The sequence below is a fragment of the Nocardia sp. NPDC060259 genome (genome assembly GCF_042728775.1).
Classification (GTDB): domain Bacteria; phylum Actinomycetota; class Actinomycetes; order Mycobacteriales; family Mycobacteriaceae; genus Nocardia.
The window spans coordinates 16,672-41,307 of sequence record NZ_JBHXAY010000033.1; the positions used below are offsets into that span (position 1 = coordinate 16,672).

At 71.8% G+C, this 24,636-nt stretch carries 2 protein-coding genes; both read left to right on the top strand.

Translation table 11 applies throughout. The annotated features are described in order from the left end of the window. Nucleotides 1–127: 127 nt before the first annotated feature. Nucleotides 128–7,528, top strand: a complete 7,401-nt coding sequence (locus ACFWF2_RS15050) for an amino acid adenylation domain-containing protein (RefSeq protein WP_379308026.1) — start codon at nucleotides 128–130, stop codon at nucleotides 7,526–7,528. A gap of 59 nt (nucleotides 7,529–7,587) precedes the next feature. Next, a complete protein-coding gene (locus tag ACFWF2_RS15055; protein WP_379308027.1) occupies nucleotides 7,588–24,498 on the top strand; it encodes an amino acid adenylation domain-containing protein in 16,911 nt (5,636 codons plus the stop codon). Nucleotides 24,499–24,636 lie beyond the last annotated feature (138 nt).

The window sequence follows — 24,636 nt, forward strand, 5'->3', positions numbered from 1 at the left end:
GTTTACGATTCTGTTGCTGAGAGTTCGGTGTGTCGTGGCGCACACCTCGGCGAGGGTCGGCGACAGTGGTTAGGTATGACTATGCTGTGTCCGACCCGGCTGCCGGACGCGAGAGGTGTATTGGTCTGTGGAAACCCCCCGCCGCACGGGCCGTGCCGGTCGTCGACGTACTGCCGGCACACCGCTGTTCGGACAATTGCTCACGGCCGCGGTCGAATCCGCGGCCGAGTCGATAGCTGTCCGCTACAACCCGACCGGGATGCCGGGCGGGGAGCGCGAGCTCACCTACCGGCAACTCGACGAGGAATCCTCACGCCTGGCACGTGAACTCATCGACCGTGGCGTCGGCGCGGGCGATGTCGTCGCGATCGCGATCGCGCGGTCCATCGAGTCCGTTCTCGCGGTCTGGGCCGTCGCCAAGGCGGGCGCCGCCTACGTGCCGGTCGACCCGGCCTACCCGAGCGACCGGATCGCCCACATCGCCGCCGACTCCGGCGCGGTGCTCGGCCTGACCACCGCGACGCATCGGGCCACCCTCGGCACCGGTCTCTACTGGATCGAACTCGACGATCCGGTGGTCGCCGAGCGCATCGCCGTGCGGCCCGCGCACGCGGTGAGCTACGCCGACCGGGTCAGGCAGATCGACGAACGCCATCCCGCCTATGTCATTTACACCTCCGGCTCCACCGGCAAGCCCAAGGGCGTCGTCGTCACCAACGCCGGACTCGCCGCACTGGTCGCCGCCGAGCGCGAACACTACGGTGTCGAACCGGATTCGCGGGTGCTGCACGTTTGCTCGCCGAACTTCGACGTGTCGGTACTGGAACTGCTGCTGGCCTTCGCGACCGGCGCGACCCTGGTCATCTCGCCGCCGCGGATCTTCGGCGGTTTCGAACTCTCGGATCTGCTGCGCCGCGAACGCATCACGCATCTGCTGATCACGCCGGGCGCGCTCGAGTCGGTCGACCCGGCGGGTCTGCCCGATCTGCGCACGGTCGTCGTCGCGGGTGACCGGTTCGGTCCGGAACTGGTCGGCCGCTGGGCTACCAACGGCCGCGCCTTCTACAACGGCTACGGACCGACCGAGGCGACCATCCTCGCCACCAGCACCGGGCCGCTGCACGTGCGCGCGCCGATCACCATCGGCAGCGCGGTGCCCGGTATGGGCCTGTATGTCCTCGACGCCCGGTTGCGGCCGGTGCCGGCGGGGGTCGTCGGCGAGCTCTACCTGTCCGGTCCCGCACTGGCACAGGGGTATCTGGGCAGGCCGGGGCTCACCGCCGAGCGCTTCGTCGCCTCACCCTTCGGTACCGGCAGGCTCTACCGCACCGGTGACCTGGTGCGCAGGCTCGAGACCGACGGGTCGCTGGAATACCTGGGCCGCACCGACTTCCAGGTCAAGGTGCGCGGTTTCCGGATCGAGCTCGGCGAGATCGACAACGCGCTCACCGCGCACCCCGACCTCGACTACGCGGTCACCGTCGGCAAGACCATGCCCTCGGGCGCGACCGCGCTGGTGTCCTATGTGCTGCCCAGGGTCGGGCGCACGGTCGATACCGGAGCGCTGGCGGAATTCCTGTCCGGATCGCTCCCCGCGTACATGATCCCGGCCGTCATCATGGTGCTCGACGCACTGCCGCTGACCTCGGTGGGCAAGCTCGATCGCGCCGCGCTGCCGACGCCGGTGTTCACCGCGCGCGGGTTCCGCGCCCCGGCCACCCCGGCCGAACAGGTCGTCGCCGACGTGTTCGCCGCGCTGTTGCTGCGCGACGGTTCCGGCCGGGTCGGCGCCGACGACGACTTCTTCGAACTGGGTGGCGACTCGCTGCTCGCCGCGCAGGCCGTCGCCCGGATCGGCGCCGCGCTCGACGTGCGGGTCCCGGTCCAGGCCGTCTTCGAGGCGCCGACCGTGGCCGCCCTGGCGAACAAGGCCGAGCAGCAGCGCGTTTCGGCACATTCGCTCGCCCTGACCCCGCGGCCGCGACCCGCGCTGGTCCCGCTGTCGTACGCCCAGCAGCGAATGTGGTTCCTCAACCGCTTCGATCCGGCCTCGGCGGTCGACAACATCCCCGTCGCGGTGCGCCTGTCCGGCCGGCTCGACCTGCCCGCCCTGCGCGCGGCCGTCGCCGACCTGGTCACCCGGCACGAGGTCCTGCGCACCGTCTACCCGGTGTCGGATGGCGTCGAGCAGTCCGGCCTCGTGCTCGACGGTGAAGGCCACCAGGTGGTACTCGCCCCCGGCGATCCGGTCGCGGCGCCGGAGTTCGACGTCGTCGAGGTGACCGAGGCCGAGCTGGGCGAGGCCATCGCCGCCGCCGCGCTGACCGGCTTCGACGTGACCGCGGCCCCGCCGGTGCGCGTCCGGGTGCTCGAACTGTCGGAGGTCGAGCACGTCGTGGTGTGCGTGGTGCACCACATCGCCGCCGACGGTTTCTCCTTCGCGCCGCTGACCAGGGACCTGCTGACCGCCTACGCCGAACGCCGTGGCGGCGACGCGCCGCAATGGCCGCCGCTGCCGGTGCAGTACGTCGACTACACGCTGTGGCAGCGCGAGCTGCTCGGCGACGAGAACGATCCGCAGTCGCTGCTGGCCGCGCAGGTCGCGTTCTGGCGCCGGACCCTGTCCGGCCTGCCCGAACAGCTGGAACTGCCCACCGACCGGCCGCGTCCCGCCGTCGCCAGCCGGGCGGGCGGCACGCTGAGCATCCAGGTGCCCGCCTCCGTGCACGGCGGGCTGGCCGCGCTGGCCCGCGAGCACAACGCGACGCTGTTCATGGTCGTGCACACCGCGCTGGCGCTGCTGCTGGCCAGGCTGTCCGGCACCCGCGACATCGCGGTCGGCACCCCGGTCGCCGGTCGCGGCGAGCAGGCGCTCGACGATCTGATCGGCATGTTCGTCAACACCCTCGTGCTGCGCACCGAGGTCGACCCGGCGGCGAACTTCATCGACCTGCTCCGCGATGTCAGGGCGGGTGACCTCGCGGCCTTCGGCCACGCCGACGTGCCGTTCGAGCGCCTCGTCGAACTGCTGGAGCCGGTGCGCTCGACCGCGCGGCATCCGCTGTTCCAGGTGATGCTGACCTTCCAGAACCTGGCCCGCAACGATCTGGCGCTGCCCGGTCTCGCCGTGTCCGCCGCCGATTTCGCGGTGCCGCTGGCGAAGTTCGACCTGCAGGTGGAGCTGGCCGAGCAGATCGGCGCCGACGGTGCCCCGCAGGGCATGGCTGCCTCGTTCGTCTACGCCACCGACCTGTTCGAGCACGCCACCGTCGCCGATTTCGCCGACCGCTGGACCCGGGTGCTGGCCGCGGTGGTGGCCGATCCGTCGGTGCCGGTCGGCGATATCGATGTGTTCGCCCCCGGTGAGCGGGAACTCGTTCTGCGTGAAGGTGATTCGCCCGGCATCGCGGTCCCGGAGGTCACCCTGGCCGACCTGATCTGCGCGCAGGCGCAGCAGCGGCCGGACGCGATCGCGGTGCGGGCGGGGGAGCGCTCCCTTACCTTCGCCGACCTGCTCGGCCGCGCCTCGGCGCTGGCCCGAACGCTGATCGCCTACGGCGCGGGCCCGGAAACCCTGGTGGCCGTTGCCGTTCCGCGCACCGAGGAACTGCCGGTCGCGCTGCTGGCCGTGCTGCTTTCCGGCGCAGGTTACCTGCCGATCGACTCCGGATATCCCGCGCAGCGCCTGGAATACGTCCTCGCCGACGCGAAACCCACTGTGCTGCTGACGACGTCGTATGAGCGCGCGCTGGTGCCCGCCGTGGTGCGACCGGCGGGCCCGGAGGCGGCAGCGGAGCGTGACCACGGAGGGCCCTCGGGAGCACCGCAATCGAACACAGCCCTGCCGGTGGTGCTGCTCGACGAGGATCTCGGCTACTCGAACGAGCCGCTGCGCCCGGCCGAGCGGCGCGCGACGCTGCGCCCGGACCACCTGGCCTACGTCATCTACACCTCCGGGTCCACCGGCCTGCCCAAGGGCGTCGGCGTCAGTCACCGCAATGTGCTCGAGCTGTTCGCCAACACCCAGCTGCTGTTCCACTTCGACCCCGACGACGTGTGGACGGTGTTCCACTCCTTCGCCTTCGACTTCTCCATCTGGGAACTGTGGTGCGCGCTCGCGGGCGGTGCGTCGGTGGTCGTGGTCGACCATGTCACCTCGCGCTCGCCGATCCAGTTCAGGGAGCTGCTCGCCCGCGAACAGGTGACCGTGCTGAGCCAGACCCCCACCGCGTTCGCCCAGCTCGACGAGGCCGACCGGGCCGCCCAGGCCGCGGGCGCGACGCCGCTGCCGCTGCGCTACGTCGTCTTCGGCGGCGAGGCCCTCGATCCGCGCAAGCTCAACCGCTGGTACGCGCGCTACGGAACCGATGCCGCCGCGCCGCAACTGGTGAACATGTACGGCATCACCGAGACCACGGTGCACGTCTCGCATCTGACGATGGACGCGGGCGCCGCCGAACTGCCGAGCAGCCTGATCGGACGCGCGCTGCCCGGCCTGTCGGTGGCCGTGCTCGACGACCGGCTGCGGCCGGTGCCGTTCGGCGTCGCCGGTGAGCTCTACATCGCGGGCGGCCAGGTCTCCCGCGGCTATCTCGGCAAGCCGGGTCTCACCGCGACCCGCTTCGTCGCCGACCCGTTCGGCCCGCCCGGCTCCCGCCGGTACCGCTCCGGTGACCTCGGCCGCTGGATCGGTTTCCGCGGCACGCCCGCCCTGGAATACGGCGGTCGCGGCGACCAGCAGGTGCAGCTGCGCGGGTTCCGGATCGAACCGGGTGAGATCGAGGCCGCGCTGCTCGGGGTGCCCGGCGTCGGCCAGGCCGCCGTCGTCGTCCGCCCCGACGAGCACGCGGGCGACCGGCTGATCGGCTATGTCGTCCCGGTCGACGGCGCGGTACTCGACCCGGTCGCCGTGCGCGCCGAGGTCGCCGAATTCCTCACCGGCTATATGGTTCCCGACGCGGTCGTGGTGATCGCGAGCCTGCCGCTGACCGCCAACGGCAAGCTCGACCGGGCCGCGTTGCCCGCGCCCGAGTTCACCGCGGCCACCGCTTTCCGGGCGCCGACCACCCCGATCGAACTGAGCGTCGCCGAGGTCTTCGCGACGCTGCTCGGGGTGCCCGAAGTCGGCCTCGACGACGACTTCTTCGACCGCGGCGGCAACTCGCTGCTGGCCACGAGGGCCATCGCCCGCATCGACCAGGCGCTCGGCACCGATCTGGTGGTCCGCGACCTGTTCGAGGCGCCGACCGTCGCCACGCTGGCCGCCCGGGTGCGGCCCGGCGCGGTCGCCGCACCGCGCCCGCCGCTGATTCCGGCGCAGGATCGGGGCGTCATCCCGCTCTCGCCCGCTCAGCAGCGGATGTGGCTGCTCAACCGGATCGACCCGGATTCCCCGGCCTACAACATCCCGCTGGCGCTGCGCCTGCGCGGCGCGCTGGACACCTCGGCGCTGCGCTACGCGGTCGCCGACGTGCTGGAACGGCACGAAGCGCTGCGCACCCGGTTCCCTGCGGGCCCGGACGGGGCGCCGTACCAGGAGATCCTGCCGGTCAGCGCGGTCCTGCCGACCGGCCTGCCGATCGAGGAGTGCGACGACCCGCGCGATCGCGTGATGTGGCTGCTCGCAGGCGGTTTCGATGTCACGGAGCGAATTCCGTTGCGGGCCGGGCTGTTCACGGTCCCGACCGACGATCCGCTGGCCGAGGAAGAGCACGTGCTCGCCGTGGTGGTGCAGCACATCATCGCCGACGGCGCCTCACTGGCGCCGCTGGCCCGCGACCTGGTGATCGCCTACCGGGCCAGGGTCGAAGGCCGCTCGCCGAGCTGGGCGCCGCTGCCGGTGCAGTACGCCGACTACGCGCTCTGGCAGCGCGAGGTGCTGGGCGAGGAGACCGACGAGAACTCCACCGCCGCACGGCAACTCGATTTCTGGCGGCACACGCTCGCCGGGCAGTCGGGCACCGTCGAACTGCCGCACGACCACCCGCGACCCCCGCACGCCTCGCTGCGCGGCGCCGATGTGAGCACCACGCTGCCCGCCGACGTGCACGCCCGGCTGGCCGAGATCGCGCGCAGCCACAACGCGTCGCTGTTCATGGTCGTGCACGCGGCGCTGGCCGTGCTGCTGTCCCGTGTCTCCGGCAGCACCGACATCGCGATCGGCACTCCGATCGCGGGCCGCGGCGAACCCGAGCTCGACGATCTGGTCGGCATGTTCGTCAACACGCTGACCCTGCGCACCCAGGTCTCGCCGCTGCGCGGCTTCGACGAGCTGGTCAGCACGGCCCGCGAGGTCGACCTGGCCGCGTTCGCCAATGCCGACCTGCCGTTCGAGCGGATCGTCGAGGAGGTGGCGCCCACCGGCACCGTCTCGCACAATCCGCTGTTCCAGGTGGTGCTGTCCTTCCACAACACCGAGGCGCCGGTGCTGCGGCTGCCCGGGCTCACCATCGAGGCGCTCGACCTGGCGGCCCGGCCCGCCAAGTTCGACCTGCAGGTCAATGTGGAGCCGCGGCTGACCGAGACGGGCGAACCCGACGTGCTCGGCATCGTCTTCACCTACGCCACCGACCTGTTCGACGAGCACACCGTCGCGGCGTTCGCGCGCGGCCTCACCGAGATCGTCACCGCGGTCGCCGCCGATCCCAGGGTCCGCATCGGTGACATCGATCTGCGTGACGCCGGGGAACGCGAACGCGAACTGACCGCGGCCGCCTATGCCCCCGCACCGTCGGCCAACGGCGCCGCGCTGGCTCAGGAACTGGCCTCCGCGGTGGAGGAGGACCCGGAGGCCCCCGCCATCGATCTGGGCGACGCCGAGCTCGCCTACCACCAATTCGATGCCCGCTCTTCCCAATTGGCGCGCTCGCTGATCGCCCGCGGCGCCGGACCCGGCACCGGTGTGGCGGTACGGCTCGATCGCGGGGTGAACGCGGCGATCGCCACCTGGGCGGTGCTCAAGGCCGGCGCCGCGGTGGTACCGCTGGTGGCGATGGACGCCGAGCTGCCCGACCGGCTCGAGGTGAAGCTGGGCCTGACGATCGATATCCTCGACGCGCCCGACGGCCTGGACTGGTACGACCTGGCCGACCCCGCGCTGAAGGCGGAGCTGGCCGCGGAGTCGCCGCGCCCGATCGGCTACGCCCACCGGACCCGCGCCCTGCGCGGTGACGATGTCGCCTTCGTCGGCGGTGGCCGCACGTTGAGCTACGACGAGCTGGCCGGGGCCGCCGAGCGGGTCGCCCAGCGGACCGGGCTCGGCTTCGAATCACGGACGAGGGCAGCGGGGCGGCCGGATTCGGTGGCCGGTGTGCTGGAGATCGTCGCGACCGGAATTGCCGGCGCGACGCTGGTGATGGCGCCGGACGACGGCGGCGAGGACGAGGTGAGCCATGTGTTCACCGAGTCGGCGGTGGCGGTGGCCGCGCCCGGCGACGGCGCCGGTGCGACGATCGTCGCCCTGAACGAGATGATCGGCAACGCCGGGCAGCCGCAGCAGCGGCGCGCGGCGGTCGGGATGGATGGATAGGTGCAGGTGCGCATGACCGGGCAACGGCTAGTCGACTCCGTCGATCGGAGGGAACGGGCGTGACCCGGGCCAGCAGGGCTTCCGGCGCCCGGGCCCGGCAGCGCGGAAAGTCGCTGCCGCAATTGCTGTCCGTCGCCGTGGAATCCAACCCGGGCGGCCTCGCGCTGTCCTGGGACGACGGCGTGTCCGCACCGGTGCGCTGGACCTACGCCGAGCTCGACGAACGCGCCAACCAGCTGGCCCGGCTGCTGATCGCGCGCGGTGTCGGTCCCGAGGACATCGTCGCCATCGGCATCCCGCGTTCGCCGGCCTCGGTGCTGGCTATGTGGGCGGTCACCAAGGCCGGTGCCGCGTTCCTGCCGGTCGACCCGAACTATCCGCCCGCCCGCGTCACGCACATGCTCGCCGATTCCGGCGCGGTGCTCGGTCTCGCGGTCGGCGCCGCGCTGGACCGGCTGCCCGGCACCGTCGACTGGCTGTGCCTCGACGATCCGGCCGTGCGCAGCGCCGCCGAGGAGCAGCCCGGCGACCCGGTGACCTTCGCCGACCGGGTGCGCCCGCTGCGGCTGACCCACCCGGCCTACATCACCTACACCTCGGGCTCCACCGGCCTGCCCAAGGGCGTCGTGGTGACCCACGCGGGCCTGGCCGGATTCTGCGCCGAACAGCGCGCGCTCTACGGCATCGAGCACACCTCGCGGACCTTGCACTTCGCCTCGCCCTCATTCGACGGCGCCGTGCTCGAACTGCTGATGGCGGTCGGCGCCGCGGCGACCATGGTGATCGCGCCCGCCGGGATCTTCGGCGGGCCCGAGCTCGCCGAGGTGCTGCGCCGCGAGTCGGTGACGCACATGTTCATCACCGCCGCCGCGCTCGCCTCGGTGGACCCGGCCGGGCTGGACGACCTGGTCGTGATCGCCAGCGGCGGCGAGGACGTCCCGCCCGCCATGGTCCGCCGCTGGGCCACCGAATTGCCCTCGGGAACACGGCATTTCCACAACGGCTACGGGCCGACCGAGACCACCATCATGACCAACATCAGCGCCGCGCTGGCGCCGGGCGCGGCCGTGAACTTCGGCCCGCCGCTGCGCGGGGTCACCGAATACGTGCTCGACGAACGCCTGGTCCGGGTGCCGGACGGGATGATCGGCGAGCTGTACATCGCGGGCAACGAGCTGGCCCGCGGCTATCACGGGCGACCGGCGCTGACGGCATCCCGTTTCGTCACCGACCCGTTCGATCCCGCCGGTGGACGCATGTACCGCACGGGCGACCTGGTGCGCAGGCGTCCCGACGGCGCGGTCGAGTTCGTCGGCCGCAACGACTTCCAGGTGAAGGTCCGTGGTTTCCGGATCGAGCTCGGCGAGATCGACACCGTGCTCACCGCGCACGACAGCGTCGACTTCGCCGTGACCGTCGGTCACGAACTCGACAACGGCACAACGATTCTCGCCGCCTACGTGCACGCGATGCCGGGCGCGACGATCGACCTCGACCAGCTGCTCGCACACGCCAAGGCAGGTCTGCCCGCGCACATGGTGCCGACCGCGCTGACCGTGCTCGACACCATCCCGCTGACACCCGTCGGCAAGCTCGACCGCGCCGCGCTGCCCGCACCGGTCTTGCGCGCCAAGGAGTTCCGCGCGCCATCGGGGGCGATGGAGGAACTGGTCGCCTACATCTTCACCGAGTTGCTCGCGCCGGAGCGCCCGGTCGGCGCCGACGACGACTTCTTCGCCCTCGGCGGCAATTCGCTGCTGGCCACCCAGGCCGCGGCCCGGCTCGGTGCCGAGCTGTCGGCGCGGGTGCCCGCGGGTCATGTCTTCGAGAGCCCGACGGTCGCCGGCCTGGCAGTGCTGCTCGAACCGCTCAAGGGTGCGGGCGGCCACGCCCCGCTGACGCGCCGCGAGCGGCCCGAGCTGATCCCGCTCTCGCCCGCGCAGCGGCGGATGTGGTTCCTCAACCAGTTCGATCCGAACTCCACCGCCGAGACCATCCCGTTCGCGCTGCGGCTGGCCGGTCCGTTCGACGCGCGGGCCCTGCACGCCGCGCTGACCGACCTGGTGCACCGGCACGAATCCCTGCGCACCTACTACCCGGTCTACGACGGCGGGGCGCCCGATGGCCAGGTGGCCGACGGTGTCGGCCACCAGGTGGTGCTGCCGATCGCCGACGCGGTGCCCGATGTGCTGGTCGACTCGCTCACCGAGGACGAATTGCCGCTGTGGCTGGGCGAATTCGCCGCCACGGGCTTCGACGTCGCCGCCGGTGTGCCGCTGCGGGTGGCGCTGGCCGAACTCGGCCCGCGTGACCACGTGCTCGCGGTGGCGCTGCACCACATCACCGCCGACGGCGCTTCTGTCGCGCCGCTGCTGCGCGACCTGCTCGGCGCCTACCTCGCGCGCCGCAACCGGTCGCGGCCGAGCTGGCAGCCGCTGCCGGTGCAGTACACCGACTACACGCTGTGGCACCGCGAACTGCTCGGCAGCGAAGAGGACCCGAATTCGCTCGCCACCGCGCAGATCGCGCACTGGCGCGAGGCGCTGGCCGGGCTGCCCGATCGCCTCGACCTGCCCACCGATCGCCCGCGCCCGCCGGTATTCACCGGCCGCGGCGCCGAATTCGGCTTCCAGATCCCGGCGTCGGTGCACGCCGCGGTCGCCGCGCTGGCCCAGCGCAGCGGCGCTTCGGAGTTCATGGTCGTGCACGCCGCCTTCGCGGTGCTGCTCGGCAGGCTCGCGCACGCCGACGACATCGCAATCGGCACCCCCGTCGCCGGGCGCGGCGCGCGCGAACTCGACGACCTGATCGGCATGTTCGTCAACACCCTGGTGCTGCGCTCGCGCATCGACCAGCGGGCGAGCTTCGCCGAGCTGCTGCGCGAGACCAAGCGCGCCGACCTGGCCGCCTTCGGCAATGCCGACCTGCCGTTCGAGCGTCTGGTCGAACTCCTGGATCCGGTTCGTTCGCAGGCCCACCACCCGCTGTTCCAGGTCGCGCTGTTCTTCCAGAACCTGGATCTGCCGAACCTGCGGCTGCCCGGCCTCGACGCGGCACCCGTCGAATTCGACGGCGTGGTAGCGCGTTTCGACCTCCAGCTGACCATCGTTCCCGGCAGCGACCCGACCGAGCCGATGGCCGCGTCCTTCAACTACGCCACCGATCTGTTCGACGCCGAGTCGATCGAGACGCTGGCCGGTCGCTTCACCCACCTGCTCGACGCGGTCGCCGCCGACGCCGATGTGGCGATCGCCGACATCGACCTGCTCACCCCGGCCGAGCGTGAGCAGACGCTGGTCGCCTGGAACGGGACCGGGCACCCGGTGCCGCCGGAGCTGATGCTGGACGCGTATCGCCGTGCGGTCCAGGCGCATCCGGATGCCACCGCGCTGGTCTACGAGAGCACCGAACTGACCTATCGGCAGTTCGACGAGCGCGTCAATGCACTGGCCCGGCTGCTGATCCAGGCCGGCGTCGGCCCGGAAGGGCTTGTCGGCCTGGCGATCCGGCGATCGCCGGAACTCGTCGTCGCCATGTACGCGGTGCTCACCGCCGGTGGCGCGTACGTGCCGCTCGACCCGGATCATCCGGCCGAGCGCATCGCCTACATTCTCGACACCGCCCGCCCGGCCGCGGTCGTGAGCGCCGAGGTGATGGCGGTGCCCGCGGGGACCGAACTGCTGCTGCTCGACGAGCTCGACACCCGGGGTGTGCCTGTCGACCCGGTGCGTCCGGCGGAGCTGCGCGCGCCGCTGCGCGCCGATCACCCTGCCTACGTCATCTTCACCTCCGGTTCCACCGGCAAGCCCAAGGGCGTCGCGATCTCGCACGCGGCCATCCACAACCAGCTGGTGTGGATGCTGGCGAAATACCCGCTGGCCCTGGGTGATGTGTATCTGCAGAAGACCGCGACGACCTTCGATGTGTCGCTGTGGGGCTATTTCATGCCGTTGCGGGTCGGCGCGACGCTGGTGCTCGCCACCCCGGACGGGCATCGTGATCCGGCGTATCTGATCGACCTGATCGATCGGCACAAGGTGACCGTCACCGATTTCGTGCCGTCGATGCTCACGGTGTTCGCGGCGCAAGCGGCGTCGAACGGTGCGGCTCTCGACGGCGCTGAGCGGTCATCCGCGCCCGCCGGTCGCGACGTGGTGCCGGGCTCGATGCCGTCGTTGCGCGAGGTGTTCGTCATCGGCGAGGCGCTGCCGCCGGAGACCGTCGACGCCATGGCCGCGGTCAGCTCGGCTCGGCTGCACAACCTGTACGGGCCCACCGAGGCCGCTGTGTCGGTGACCTACTGGCCTGCCCGCGCGGGCGAGCGCACGGTGCCGATCGGGCTGCCGCAGTGGAATACCCGTGTCTACGTGCTGGATTCGCGGCTGCGACCTGTACCGCCCGGTATCGCGGGTGAGCTCTATCTCGCGGGTGACCAGCTCGCCCGTGGCTATGTCGCGCGGCCGGGTCTGACCGCGGACCGCTTCGTCGCCGACCCGTTCGACGCGGGCAAGCGCATGTACCGGACCGGCGATCTCGTGGTGTGGCGCCGTCCCACCACGACCGCGCCGCATCGCCTGGATTACCTGGGTCGCATCGACTTCCAGGTGAAGTTCCGTGGTCAGCGGATCGAGCTCGGTGAGATCGAGACCGCGCTGCTCGCGCACGAATCCGTGAGCCAGGCAGTGGCTTTGGTCGCCTCGACCGATCTCGGTGACCAGCTCGTGGCCTATGTCGTGCCGGGACCCGGTCACGCGGCGGAGCCGGACCGGCTCCAGGCTTTCGCCTCGAAAACCCTGCCCGTCTACATGGTTCCGGCCGCCGTCACCGTGCTCGACGCGTTGCCGCTCAATGCCAGCGGCAAGCTTGATCGCAAGGCGCTACCCGCACCACACTTCACCGCGCGTGCCTTCCGTGCTCCGAGCACCGAGCAGGAGCGCTTGGTCGCGGCACTGTTCGGAGAAGTGCTCGGCCGCACCGATATCGGCGCCGACGACGACTTCTTCGCCCTCGGCGGCAACTCGCTGATCGCCACCAAGCTGGTCGCCCGCCTCGGCGCGGCCACCGGCGGCCGGGTCGCCGTGCGCACCCTGTTCGAGACCCCGACCGTCGCGGGCCTCGCCGCCGCGCTCGACCCCGACGCTGGTGTGGAATCCACCAGTGGGCTCGGCACGCTGGACCGCCCGGCCGAGCTGCCGCTCTCGCCCGCCCAGCGGCGCATGTGGTTCCTCAACCGCTTCGACCAGGGCTCCGATGGTGACGGCGCCGCCGCCTACAACCTCCCGTTCGCGCTGCGCCTGACCGGCAGCCTGGACGTGGCCGCCCTCGCCGCCGCACTGCGCGACGTGCTGGCCAGGCACGAAGTGCTGCGCACGATCTACCCCGACACCGGTGACGGTCCGATCCAGCAGGTGCTCCCGGTCGAGCAGGTCGACTTGGACGTGTCTGTCCACCGCGTCGCGGCTGATCTCGTCGAGCAGATCACCGCGCTCGCGGCGACCGCGTTCGATGTGACCACCGAGGTCCCGCTCCGGGTTCGGCTGTTCGATCTCACCGGCGCCGAGCCCGACGCGCCCACCGAATACGTGCTCGCTGTCGTGGTGCACCACATCGCCGCGGACGCGTCGTCGATGGTGCCGCTGGTGCGCGATGTGACCACCGCCTACCTGGCGCGCACCGCAGGCCGCGCACCGGGCTGGGCCGCGCTGCCGGTGCAGTACGCCGACTACGCGCTGTGGCAACTGGACCGGCTCGGCGACGAGACGGACACCGATTCGGCTGCTGCCAAGCAGATCTCGTTCTGGCGCGACGAATTGTCCGGCCTGCCGGATATTTTGGAGCTGCCCGCCGATCGCCCCCGTCCCGCCGTGGCCTCGCTGGCCGGCGGCCGGGTACCCGTGCGGGTCGACGCGGCCACCCACGCCGGGCTCGCCCGGATCGCGCAGGACAGTGGCGCCACCGTATTCATGGTGCTGCACACCGCCTTCGCCGTGCTGCTGGCCCGGTTGGCCTCGGCCGCCGATGTGGCTGTCGGCACCCCGGTCGCCGGGCGTGGTGAACGCGAACTCGACGACCTGATCGGCATGTTCGTCAATACCGTCGTGCTGCGTACCCGCTATGACGGCAATGCCGCCTTCACCGATCTCCTCGCCGCCCAGCGCGCGAGCGACCTGGCCGCCTTCGCCGCCGCCGACGTCCCGTTCGAGCGGCTCGTCGAGGTGCTCGATCCGCCGCGCTCCACGGCCCGGCATCCGCTGTTCCAGGTGGGCCTGTCCTTCCAGAACGTGGATCGTGCCGCGCTGGAACTGCCCGGCCTGCGGATCGCGCCGGTGTCGGCGGAACTGGCTGTCTCGCAGTTCGATCTGCATCTGATCGTGGGCGACGGCTACGACGCCGACGGTGCGCCGACCGGTATCGAGGGCTTCTTCACCTACGCCACCGACCTGTTCGACGCGGCCACCGTGGCGGCGTTCGCCGATCGGCTCACGCTGCTGCTCGACGCGGTGGTGCGCGAGCCCGGCGTGATCGTGGGCGATGTCGACCTGCGTACCGCCGCCGAACGTGCCGCCGAGATCATCACCGGCGCCGCCGATCTCGCTGTTTCCGCCGGCACACTGGCCGACCTGCCGTCGCTGGCCCGCCCCGAGGCCGTCGCGCTGGTCGCCGACCTACCCGAGGGGCGCCTCGAACTCACCTACGCCGAGTTCGAGGCGCGGGTGAACCGCCTCGCCCGCCACCTGATCTCGCTGGGCGTCGGCCCGGAGTCCCTCGTCGCGCTCGCTCTGCCGCGCTCGATCGACCTCGTCGTCGCCATGTACGCGGTGACCCGATCCGGCGGCGCGTACGTGCCGATCGATCCGGACCAGCCCGCCGATCGCACCGACTACATCCTCGGCACGGCCGCGCCGATCTGCGTGCTCAGCAACGGTTTCCGCACCGATGCCGCACCGGTGGTCCGGGTCGATCATCCGGTGCTCCGGTCCGTCGACCCGGCGCCGGTCACCGACGCCGACCGCCGCGCGCCGCTGCGCCCGGAGAACACGGCCTACGTCATCTTCACCTCCGGCTCCACCGGCCGCCCCAAGGGTGTCGCCGTGCCGCACGCCGCCGTTGTCAACCAGCTGCACTGGCTGCGCGGCGAATTCGGCACCGACGCCACCGATGCCTTCCTGCTGAAGACCCCCGCCACCTTCGACCTGTCGGTGTGGGAATTCTGGTCCGCCGCGGTCTGCGGCGGCCGCCTGGTGATCGCCGCCCCCGACGGACACCGCGACCCCGCCTACCTGGACGCGCTCATCACCGACGCCGGGGTCACCACATTGACCGCGGTCCCCTCGCTGCTGGACGCGCTGTCCGGCTACTGGGAGGCAGGCCACCAGTCGGCGACGCACACCGTCGAGCAGCCGCTGAGGCGCATTCTCGCCATCGGCGAGGCACTGCCCGCCCCGCTCGCGCAGCGCCTGCTGACCGCGCTGTCCGATACCAGGATCGACAACCTGTACGGCCCCACCGAGGCCGCCGTCTCGATCACCGACCACCGGGTGACCTCGGCCGATGTGCTGACAGTGCCCATCGGCACACCCGAATGGAACTGCCGCGTCTACGTCCTCGACGAGCGCCTGCGCCCAGTCGCCCCTGGCGTCAGGGGCGAGCTGTATCTCGCGGGCGTGCAGCTGGCCCGCGGCTACCTGCGCAAGGCCGCGCTCACCGCCGAACGCTTCATCGCGGACCCGTTCGAGCCGGGCGCTCGCATGTACCGCACCGGCGACCTGGTCGCCCGCAACGGTGACGGCACCCTGAATTACCTGGGCCGCACCGACTTCCAGGTGAAGATCCGTGGTTTCCGGGTCGAGCCGGGCGAGGTCGAAGCGGCCCTGCTCGGTCTGCCCGAGATCACGCAAGCCGCGGTGCTGGTCCACGCCGATCCACACTTCGGGGATCGACTGGTCGCCTACATCATCGGCACGGAACCCGATGCGGCGCAGGTGAAGTCCGCGCTGCGTGACAAGTTGCCCGCCTACCTGGTGCCGGATGCGTTTGTCGTGCTCGGCGAACTGCCGCGCACGGTCAACGGCAAGCTGGACCGGGCCGCGCTGCCCGCGCCGGTCTTCGAGGCCGCCGCGTTCCGTGCGCCCGTGACCCCGACCGAACAGCTCGTCGCCGGGGTCTACGCCGAGATTCTCGGTGTCGACGCGGTCGGCGCCGACGACGACTTCTTCGCGCTCGGTGGCAACTCCCTGCTCGCCACCAGGGCCGCCGCCCGCATCGGCGCCGCACTGGATCGGGCAGTCGGCGTTCGCCTGCTGTTCGAGGCACCGACGGTCACCGACCTCGCCCTGCGCGTGCACCGGTCCGACGAACTCGCCGCGCTGCCGCTGGTCGCCGGACCACGCCCGGAACGACTGCCGCTGTCGCTGGCACAGCAGCGGATGTGGCTGCTCAACCAGCTCGACCCCGACGCCACCGTCTACAACATTCCCGCCGCGATCCGCCTCACCGGCGCCCTCGACCTCGCCGCCCTCGGCGTCGCCGTCGGCGACCTGTTCGCTCGGCACGAGGTCCTGCGCACCCGCTACCCGGTGTCGGGTGGCGCCGCTCCTGCCGGCTCCGCCTGGTCGCGCTCCGCGCCTGCCGGTCGCTCTGCCGATCGAGGCCTCCAGAGCGGCGAGCCGGTGCAGGAGATCCTCGCGCCCGGTGCGGTGCACATCGACCTGACGCCGGTGCCTGTCACCGCTGACGAGCTCGAGGACGAGGTGCGCCGCACGGTCGCCACCGGGTTCGACGTCACGACCGCGCCGCCCGTGCTACTGCGGCTGCTGCGCCTCGGCGCCGACGACCACGTGCTGGTGTTCGTCGCGCATCACATCGCCGCCGACGGCTTCTCGATGGGTCCGCTCACCCGTGACCTGGTGCTGGCCTACACCGCGCGCACCGAGGGCGCGACGCCCGCTTGGTCGCCGCTGCCGCTCCAGTACGCGGATTACGCGGTGTGGCAACGGGAATCGCTCGGCGACGAAGCCGATTCCGGCTCGACGGCCGCCGCGCAGCTGGCCTACTGGACCGGGGAACTCGCGGGCGTGCCCGAGGAGATCGCGCTGCCCGCCGACCGGCCGCGCCCGCCCGTGCAGTCCTTCGCGGGCGCCGTCAGCACCATCGAGATCGACGCGACGCTGCACGCGGACCTGGCCGGGCTGGCCCGCGCCGAGGGTGTCACCGTGTTCATGGTCGTGCAGGCCGCGCTCGCGGTGCTGCTGGCCCGCGTCAGCGGCACCGACGACGTCGCGATCGGCACCCCGATCGCGGGCCGCGGTGCCCGTGAGCTCGACGATCTCGTCGGCATGTTCGTCAACACCCTGGTGCTGCGCAGCCGGATCGCCGAGGCCGAGCCGTTCACCGCCCTGCTGCGGCAGACCCGCGACACCGACCTGCGGGCCTTCGCGCACGCCGACGTCCCGTTCGAGCGGGTCGTCGAGGCGGTGCAGCCGGCCAGATCGGCGGGCAGGCATCCGCTGTTCCAGGTGGCGCTGTCGTTCGAGAACCTCGCCCCGGTCGCGTTCGAACTGCCCGGCATCGGGGTGAGCGCGCTGGACGCCCGCACCGCCGAAGCCAAGTTCGACCTGCTGCTCACCGTGCGCGAACTGCCCGACCACGGCGGCATGCACGCCGAATTCACCTATGCCACAGACCTGTTCGACGAGTCGACGGTGCGGGCCTTCGGTGCGCGGTTCACCCGCGTGCTCGCCGAGCTGGTCGCCGATCCGGAGATCGCGGTGGGTGACGTCGACCTGCTCGACGACGCCGAGTTCACCGCGCAGACCACCTTCGCGGGCAGGCCCGCCGAACCCGAACGCACGCTGTCGCAGCTGATGGATGCCGCCGTGCGCGCCAACCCGACGGGTGTCGCCGTGCGCGGTGACGGCCGCGGCTTCACCTACACCCAGCTCGACGCGGCGGCCAACCAGCTGGCCCGCGGACTCATCGCCCGCGGCGCGGGACCGGACGTCGCTGTCGCCGTGGCGATCCGGCGGTCGGTCGAATCGGTGCTCGCCGTCTGGTCGATCGCCCGCACCGGCGCGATGATCGTGCCGATCGATCCCGGGTACCCGGCCGAGCGGATCAGTCACATGGTCGCCGACGCCGACGCGGTCTTCGGCATCACGCTCACCGCCGAGCTCACCGGGCTGCCCACCCTGCCCGGCGACGGCGGCTGGGTCGCGCTCGACGATCGGAAATTCATGGGCGAGGTCGCGGGCTACGCCTCGGTCGGCCTGCGCGAGATCGAGCTGCGTTCCCAGCCGCGAACCGGCAACGGCGCGTACATGATCTACACCTCCGGCTCGACCGGTCTGCCCAAGGGCGTCGTCGTCACCCATGCCGGGCTCGCCAACTTCTGCGCCGAGCAGAAGGAGCGCTACGGCCTCGATGCCGACACGCGCGCACTGGCTTTCGCCTCGCCGTCGTTCGACGCGTCCATGCTCGAACTGCTGCTCGCGCTCGGCGGCGCAGGCACGCTCGTGGTGGCACCAGCGGGCTCGGTCGGCGGTACCGAGCTCGCCGAGCTCATCCGGTCCGAAAACGTGACGCACACCTTCCTCACGCCTGCGGTCGTCGCCACGCTCGACCCTGCCGGTGTGCCCGGCCTGCGCGCGCTGGTAGTCGGCGGCGAGCACGTGCCGGAAGATCTCGTCGCACGCTGGAACACCTTGCCGCAGCGCAAGTTCCACAACGGTTACGGTCCCACCGAGACCACCATCATGACCTGCATCAGCGACCCGCTCGAGCCGGGCGCGGCGGTGCATATGGGCGGTCCGATCCGCGGCATCCGCGCGCTGGTCCTCGACGAGCGCCTGCGTCCGGTCCCCGAGGGCGTCACCGGTGAGCTGTACCTGGGCGGCATCCAGCTGGCCCGCGGCTACCACCGCCGCTTCAGCTTGACCGCAACACGCTTCGTCGCCGACCCGTATGGACCCGAAGGCTCCCGCCTCTACCGCACCGGCGACCTCGTCCGCCGCCACGGCGACGTCCTGGAGTTCGTGGGCCGCAACGACTTCCAGGTGAAGATCCGTGGCCTGCGGATCGAACTCGGCGAGATCGACGCCGTCCTGGCAGCGGCTCCCGGCGTCTCCTGGGTCACCACCCTCGGCCGCGACAACGGCGCGGGCGCGACCATGCTGGTGTCCTACGTCCTCGCCGAACCGGGGGAGCGGCTCGACCCCGCCGAACTCACCGCCCTGGCCGCGCGGGTACTGCCCGACTACATGGTGCCCGCCGCGATCGTCGTCCTCGACGAACTCCCGCTGACCCCCGCGGGCAAACTGGACCGGCGCGCACTGCCGGACCCGGTCACCGTGCGCAGCGAGCACCGGCCGCCGCGCACCGCGGCCGAACGCGTCGTCGCCCGGGTGATCGGCGAGGTACTCGGCCACGACCGGGTCGGCCTCGACGACGACTTCTTCGCCCTCGGCGGCGACAGCATCACCGCCATCCAGGTGGTCTCCCGGGCCGCGGCGGCGGGCGTGGTGCTGCGCCCGCGTGACCTGTTCGACGCGCGCACCGTCGGTGCGCTCGCCGGGCGCGCCGAGGTCACGCTGGACGCGGGCACGCGGCCCGCCGCCCTGCCGCTGACCGCCACCGCGGCCCAGCTGGTCGAGGCGGGGGAGAGCGCGGTCGAACCACGGGCCGTGCTGCTCGACGTGCCTGCGGACTGTTCCGACGAGGCGGTCGCCGAGGTCGCCCACGCCGTGATGAACCAGCATCCGATGCTGTGGGCGGTCCTCGACCGCTCCGGCGCCACACCGGTTGTGGTGATTCCGTCGCAGGAGGAGCGAACCGGCGACGCCTTCCGCAAGCTCGACGCCACCGACGGTGAGTCCTCGCTGCCGGTCGACGATATCGTCGCCGCGGCCGCCGCCGCGCTCGATCCGGACGAGGGCCGCAATATCCACTTCGTGCTCACCGGCAACGGCGAGCGCGGCTCCACCCTGGTCGTGGTCGCCAACGCCCTCGTCCTGGACGAGGCGTCGTGGCGTTCGGTCGTCGACCAGCTGACCACCGCGTGGAGCCGCGGCCGCCACGCGGCACCCGCCGCACCCGATGCCGGGCTCGGCGATCTCGTGCGCAGGCTCGCCGACTACCCGTCCTCGGCCCGCGCCCGCACCGAACGCGAGTACTGGCATCGCGCGATCCGTTCCAGGGCAGCCGAATCCGCGGATCTGGGCCAGCGCAACCGGGTCTCGCTGAGCATCACCGGCGAGGGCACCGCCGCTGTCGGCACGGTCGCCGAGGCCTACCGCGCCACCATCGACGAGGTGCTGCTCACCGCCGCCGCGCTCGCCCTGGCCACCGCGGCCGACTCCGCCGCCGCGCGGGCGATGGGCACCGTGGTCCGGCTGCGCGCCGACCAGCGCGTGCTCGGCAGGCCCGACGCGGAGAACGTCGTCGGCGGGTTCACCACCGACTACCCGCTGGCGCTGCGCCTGGAGGGCGTCGACATCGCCGACGCGCTCGTCGGCGGACCGGCCGCCGGTATCGCGCTGGCCCAGATCAAGGAACTGCGCCGGACCGTGCCCGCGCACGGTGCCGGCTTCGGCCTGCTGCGCTACCTCGACGTCGAGGCCGCCGACAGCGTGCGCGCCCTCGACCGTGGCCGGTTCGCGGTGCGCTTCCGCGATCTGCGCCCGGCCAGGGTGCACACCGACGTCACCGCCGACGACCTGGCACTTGCCCTGACCGTCGACGCCACCGACGACGGCATGGTCGCCCGCTTCGACTACGCCACCGCGGTGCTCACCGCCGACGCGGTCAAGACCTTCGCCGAACACTGGATCCGCGCGCTCGGCGGCCTCGCCGAACACGGATTGCGCCCCGGCGCAGGCGGATTCACCCCGTCGGACTTCCCGCTGGTGCGCCTCGGCCAGACCGAACTCGGCCGGCTCGCCCGGCGCTACCCGCTGCTCAGCGACGTGTGGCCGGTGACGCCGCTGCAATCGGGCATGCTGTTCCACGCCCTGCTCGCGGAGAACTCGGTCGACCCCTACATCACCCAGTTCGTCCTCGACCTCGACCCGGCCGTCGACGCCGAGCGACTGCACCGCGCCGCGCAGACGGTGCTCGACCGGCACGACAACCTGCGCGTCGCCTTCGCCACCGACGCCGCGGGCACCCCGCTGCAGGTGGTGCTCGACGACATCGACGTGCCGTGGCAGGTCATCGACGTGGCGTCGTCCGGCGTCGATCCCGAGGGCCCTGCGTGGTCACGCTCCGCTACCGCCTCCGGGCCCGCCGGTCACGACGCGGCCGCGTCCTACCAGCGGATCAGAGCGGCCGACGTGGCCGCGCACTTCGACATGGCCGTCGCGCCCCTGCTGCGCTTCACCCTGGTGCGCACGCCGGACACCGCGCACCTGCTGGTCACCAGCCACCACATCCTGATCGACGGCTGGTCGACCCCGTTGCTGCTGCAGGAACTGCTCACCGCCTACGCGGTCGGCGCTCGCACCAGGCGCCTGCCGAAGCCGGCGCCCTACCGCGACTACCTGGCCTGGCTGGTCGAGCAGGACCCCGAGGCCGCGCGCCAGGCCTGGCGGGCCGCGCTCACCGGTCTCGCCGAGCCGACCCCGCTGGCCCCGGTCGACCAGGGTCGCGAGATCGCCACGGGGACAGGCGAAACCGGCTTCGCGCTGTCGCAGGCCGACACCGCCGCGCTGAGCGAACTCGCCGCAGGCCTCGGCGTCACGGTGAACACCGTGGTCCAGGCCGCGTGGGGCGTGCTCATCGCGCGCCTCGTCGACCGCGACGACGTCGTGTTCGGCGCGACCGTCTCCGGCAGGCCCGCCGCGCTCGACGGCGTGGAACGCATGGTCGGCCTGTTCCTCAACGCCATCCCGGTCCGGGTGCGGGTGCGTCCCGGCGACACCGTCGCCGAACTGCTGCGCGGGCTGCAGGACGATCAGGCCGCGCTGCTCGATCACCACTACCTCGGACTCGGCGAGATCCAGGAGATCGCGGGCATCGAGGCCCTGTTCGACTCGCTGGTCGTGTTCGAATCCTTCCCGGTCGACCGGGAAGGCCTGGCCAAGGCCGCCACCGGGTCGGCCGCCGTCACCGGAATGGACGCGACCAACGGCACGCACTACCCGCTGACCGTGCAGGTCGTCGCCGACGGACAGCTGCGCGTCTCGGTGAAATACCTGCGCGACGTCTTCGGCGAGGACACCGCGACCGCACTGGCGCAACGCTTCTCGATGCTGCTCGCCCGCTTCACCAGGACCCCGCACGCGCGGATCGCCGAGATCGACGTGCTGCTGGCGGAGGAACGCGCGACCCTGTCCGCGGTCAACGCCACCGACGCGCCGGAGCTGCTCGACGAGTCGACCCTGCTGTCGCTGTTCGACGCGCAGGTGACGAAGTCACCCGACGCCGTCGCGCTCGTCGAGGGCGAAACCTCGCTCTCCTACGGCGAATTCGACGCCAGGGTGCGGGCTCTCGCCGCCGCGCTGCGCGCCGAGGGCGCGGGCCCCGAGGCGCTGGTCGCGGTCGCGATGCGACGCGGCATCGATCTGGTGACCGCGATCTACGCGGTGCTGCGCACCGGTGCCGCCTATGTGCCGGTCGACCCGGATCATCCGGCCGAGCGCACCGAGCGGGTACTGGCCGCGGCCGCTCCCGTCTGCGTGCTCACCACCGGCGGTACCGGATTCGACACCGCCGCGGCAGTGCCCGTCGTCGAGATCGACAACCTGGGTACGGCCGCGCCGGTGCCGATGGCCGCGCCGCGGCCGGACAACCTGGCCTACGTCATCCACACGTCCGGCTCCACCGGTACGCCCAAGGGCGTCATGCTCACCCACCGCCAGCTGGTCGCCCAGTTCCGCTGGGCGCAGCGCGCCTACCCGCACGGCCCCGGCGACGTGGTGCTGCACAAGACACCGGTCACCTTCGACATCTCCACCTGGGAGCTGTTGTGGCCGTTGCAGACCGGCGCGACCGTGGTGATCGCCGAACCCGACGGCCACCGCGATCCGGTCTACCTGGCCCGGGTGCTCGCCGAACGTGCCGTCACCACGGTGCATTTCGTGCCGTCCATGCTCGACGCCTTCCTCACCGACGGCAGCGAGGCCGAGTTCCCCGCGCTGCGACGGGTATTCGCCGCCGGTGAGGCGCTGTCGGCGTCGACCGCACGGCGGTTCGCGCAGGCATTGCCCGGCGTCGACCTGATCAACTGGTACGGCCCGGCCGAGGCGACCGTCGTCACCGCCGCGCAGGCCGAAGCCGGTGCCGCCGTGAGCATTCCGATCGGCGCTCCCGTCGCCAACACCCGCGTGCATGTGCTCGATCGGCAGCTGCGGCCGGTGCCGCCCGGCACCGCGGGCGAGCTGTACCTCGAAGGCGTGCAGCTGGCGCGCGGCTACCTCGGCGCGCCCGCGCTGACCGCCGAGCGGTTCGTCGCCCAGCCCGGTGGCGGCAGGCTCTACCGCACCGGCGACGTGGTCCGCTGGACCGCCGAGCAGGAGCTGGAGTACCTGGGGCGCAGCGATTTCCAGGTGAAGTTGCGTGGTCAGCGGATCGAGCTCGGTGAGGTCGAGGCCGTGCTGCGCGAGTACCCGGATGTCCGGCACGCCGCCGTCGCCCTCGTGCACGGACCGACCGGCGACCGGCTCGTCGGCTATGTGGTCCCCGCCGAGAACGGCAAGCCCGAGACGGCGGCACCCGCCGCCGGCTACTCGATCGAGAGCGGTAACGGCCTCGACGAGACGGCGCTGCTCGCCCATGCTCGCGCGGCGCTGCCGTCGTACATGGTGCCATCGGCCCTGGTGACGCTGAAGTCGTTGCCGCTCAACGCGAGCGGCAAGCTCGACCGCAAGGCGCTGCCGGTGCCAGCGGTCACCACCCGGCCCTACCGCCCGCCGACGACCCCGCTGCAGCGCGCGGTCGCCGAGGTGTACGCGGAAGTTCTCGGCGCGGGCAAGGTCGGCCTCGACGACGACTTCTTCGAGCTCGGCGGTAACTCGCTGGTCGCCACCAGGGCGATCAGCAGGCTGCGGACCAGGATCGGCGCCGAGGTGCGGGTGCAGTGGTTCTTCACCGACGCCACGGTCGCCGCGCTGGCCGACCGCATCGACGCCACCCAGTCCGGAACCGGCGACTACGACCTCGAATCCGACGACGCCCTCGGCGTGCTGCTGCCCATCCGCAACCGGGTGCCGCACGGCACCGAAGCGGGTGGCCCGCTGTTCTGCGTGCATCCGATGTACGGCCTGTCCTGGTGCTATGCCGGTCTGGCCCAGTACATTCCGGCGCGGCGGCCGATCTTCGGCCTGCAGTCGCCCGCGCTGAGCGAGGCGGGCTACCTGCCCGGCACGCTCACCGAGATGGCCCGCCGCTACGTCGCCGAGATCAGGGCCGAGCAGCCGCACGGTCCGTACCGGCTGATGGGCTGGTCGCTGGGCGGTGTGCTCGCACACGCCGTCGCCACCGAACTGCAGGCGGCGGGGGAGCGGGTCTCGCTGCTGGCGATGCTCGACTCGCACCCTGACATCGACGTCCCCGATTTCCACACCGCGGTCCGCGACGCGCTCGCCGAACTCGGCGTCGACCTCGGCGCGGCACTGCCCGCCGCGGGCGTGCGCGACCTCAGCGAGGACGGGCTTGCCGCGCTGCACGCGATCATCCCGGCCAACATGGCCGTGCTCACCCCGGAACGGGTGCGCCGGATCTACCGCAGCGCCGTGCGCTCGGCCGAGCTGATCGCCGAGCACCGGCCCGCGGTGTTCCGGGGCAGGCTGGAGTACTTCAGCGCGCTCGGACACGAGACGGCGGCACGGAATTGGTCGCCGTATGTCGACGGCGAGGTGCGCGACCGGCCGGTCGCGGTGGTGCATGATCAGATGACCTCACCGCAAGCGCTGGCCGAGATCGGACCGCGCCTGGCGGAGCTGCTCGATGCGGGTGACCGGGAGGCAGGGGCCCGATGAGATCGGTGTGGCTGGTGAGGCATGATATGACCGCGCTGTTGTAACGATTCCTACTGTTGTAGCGGCCTGGTAACCCGTAGGGTTCTGGCGTGGTGCAACCCATTCGAAACGAAGCGAAGGTGCGAAATTGATTCGTCG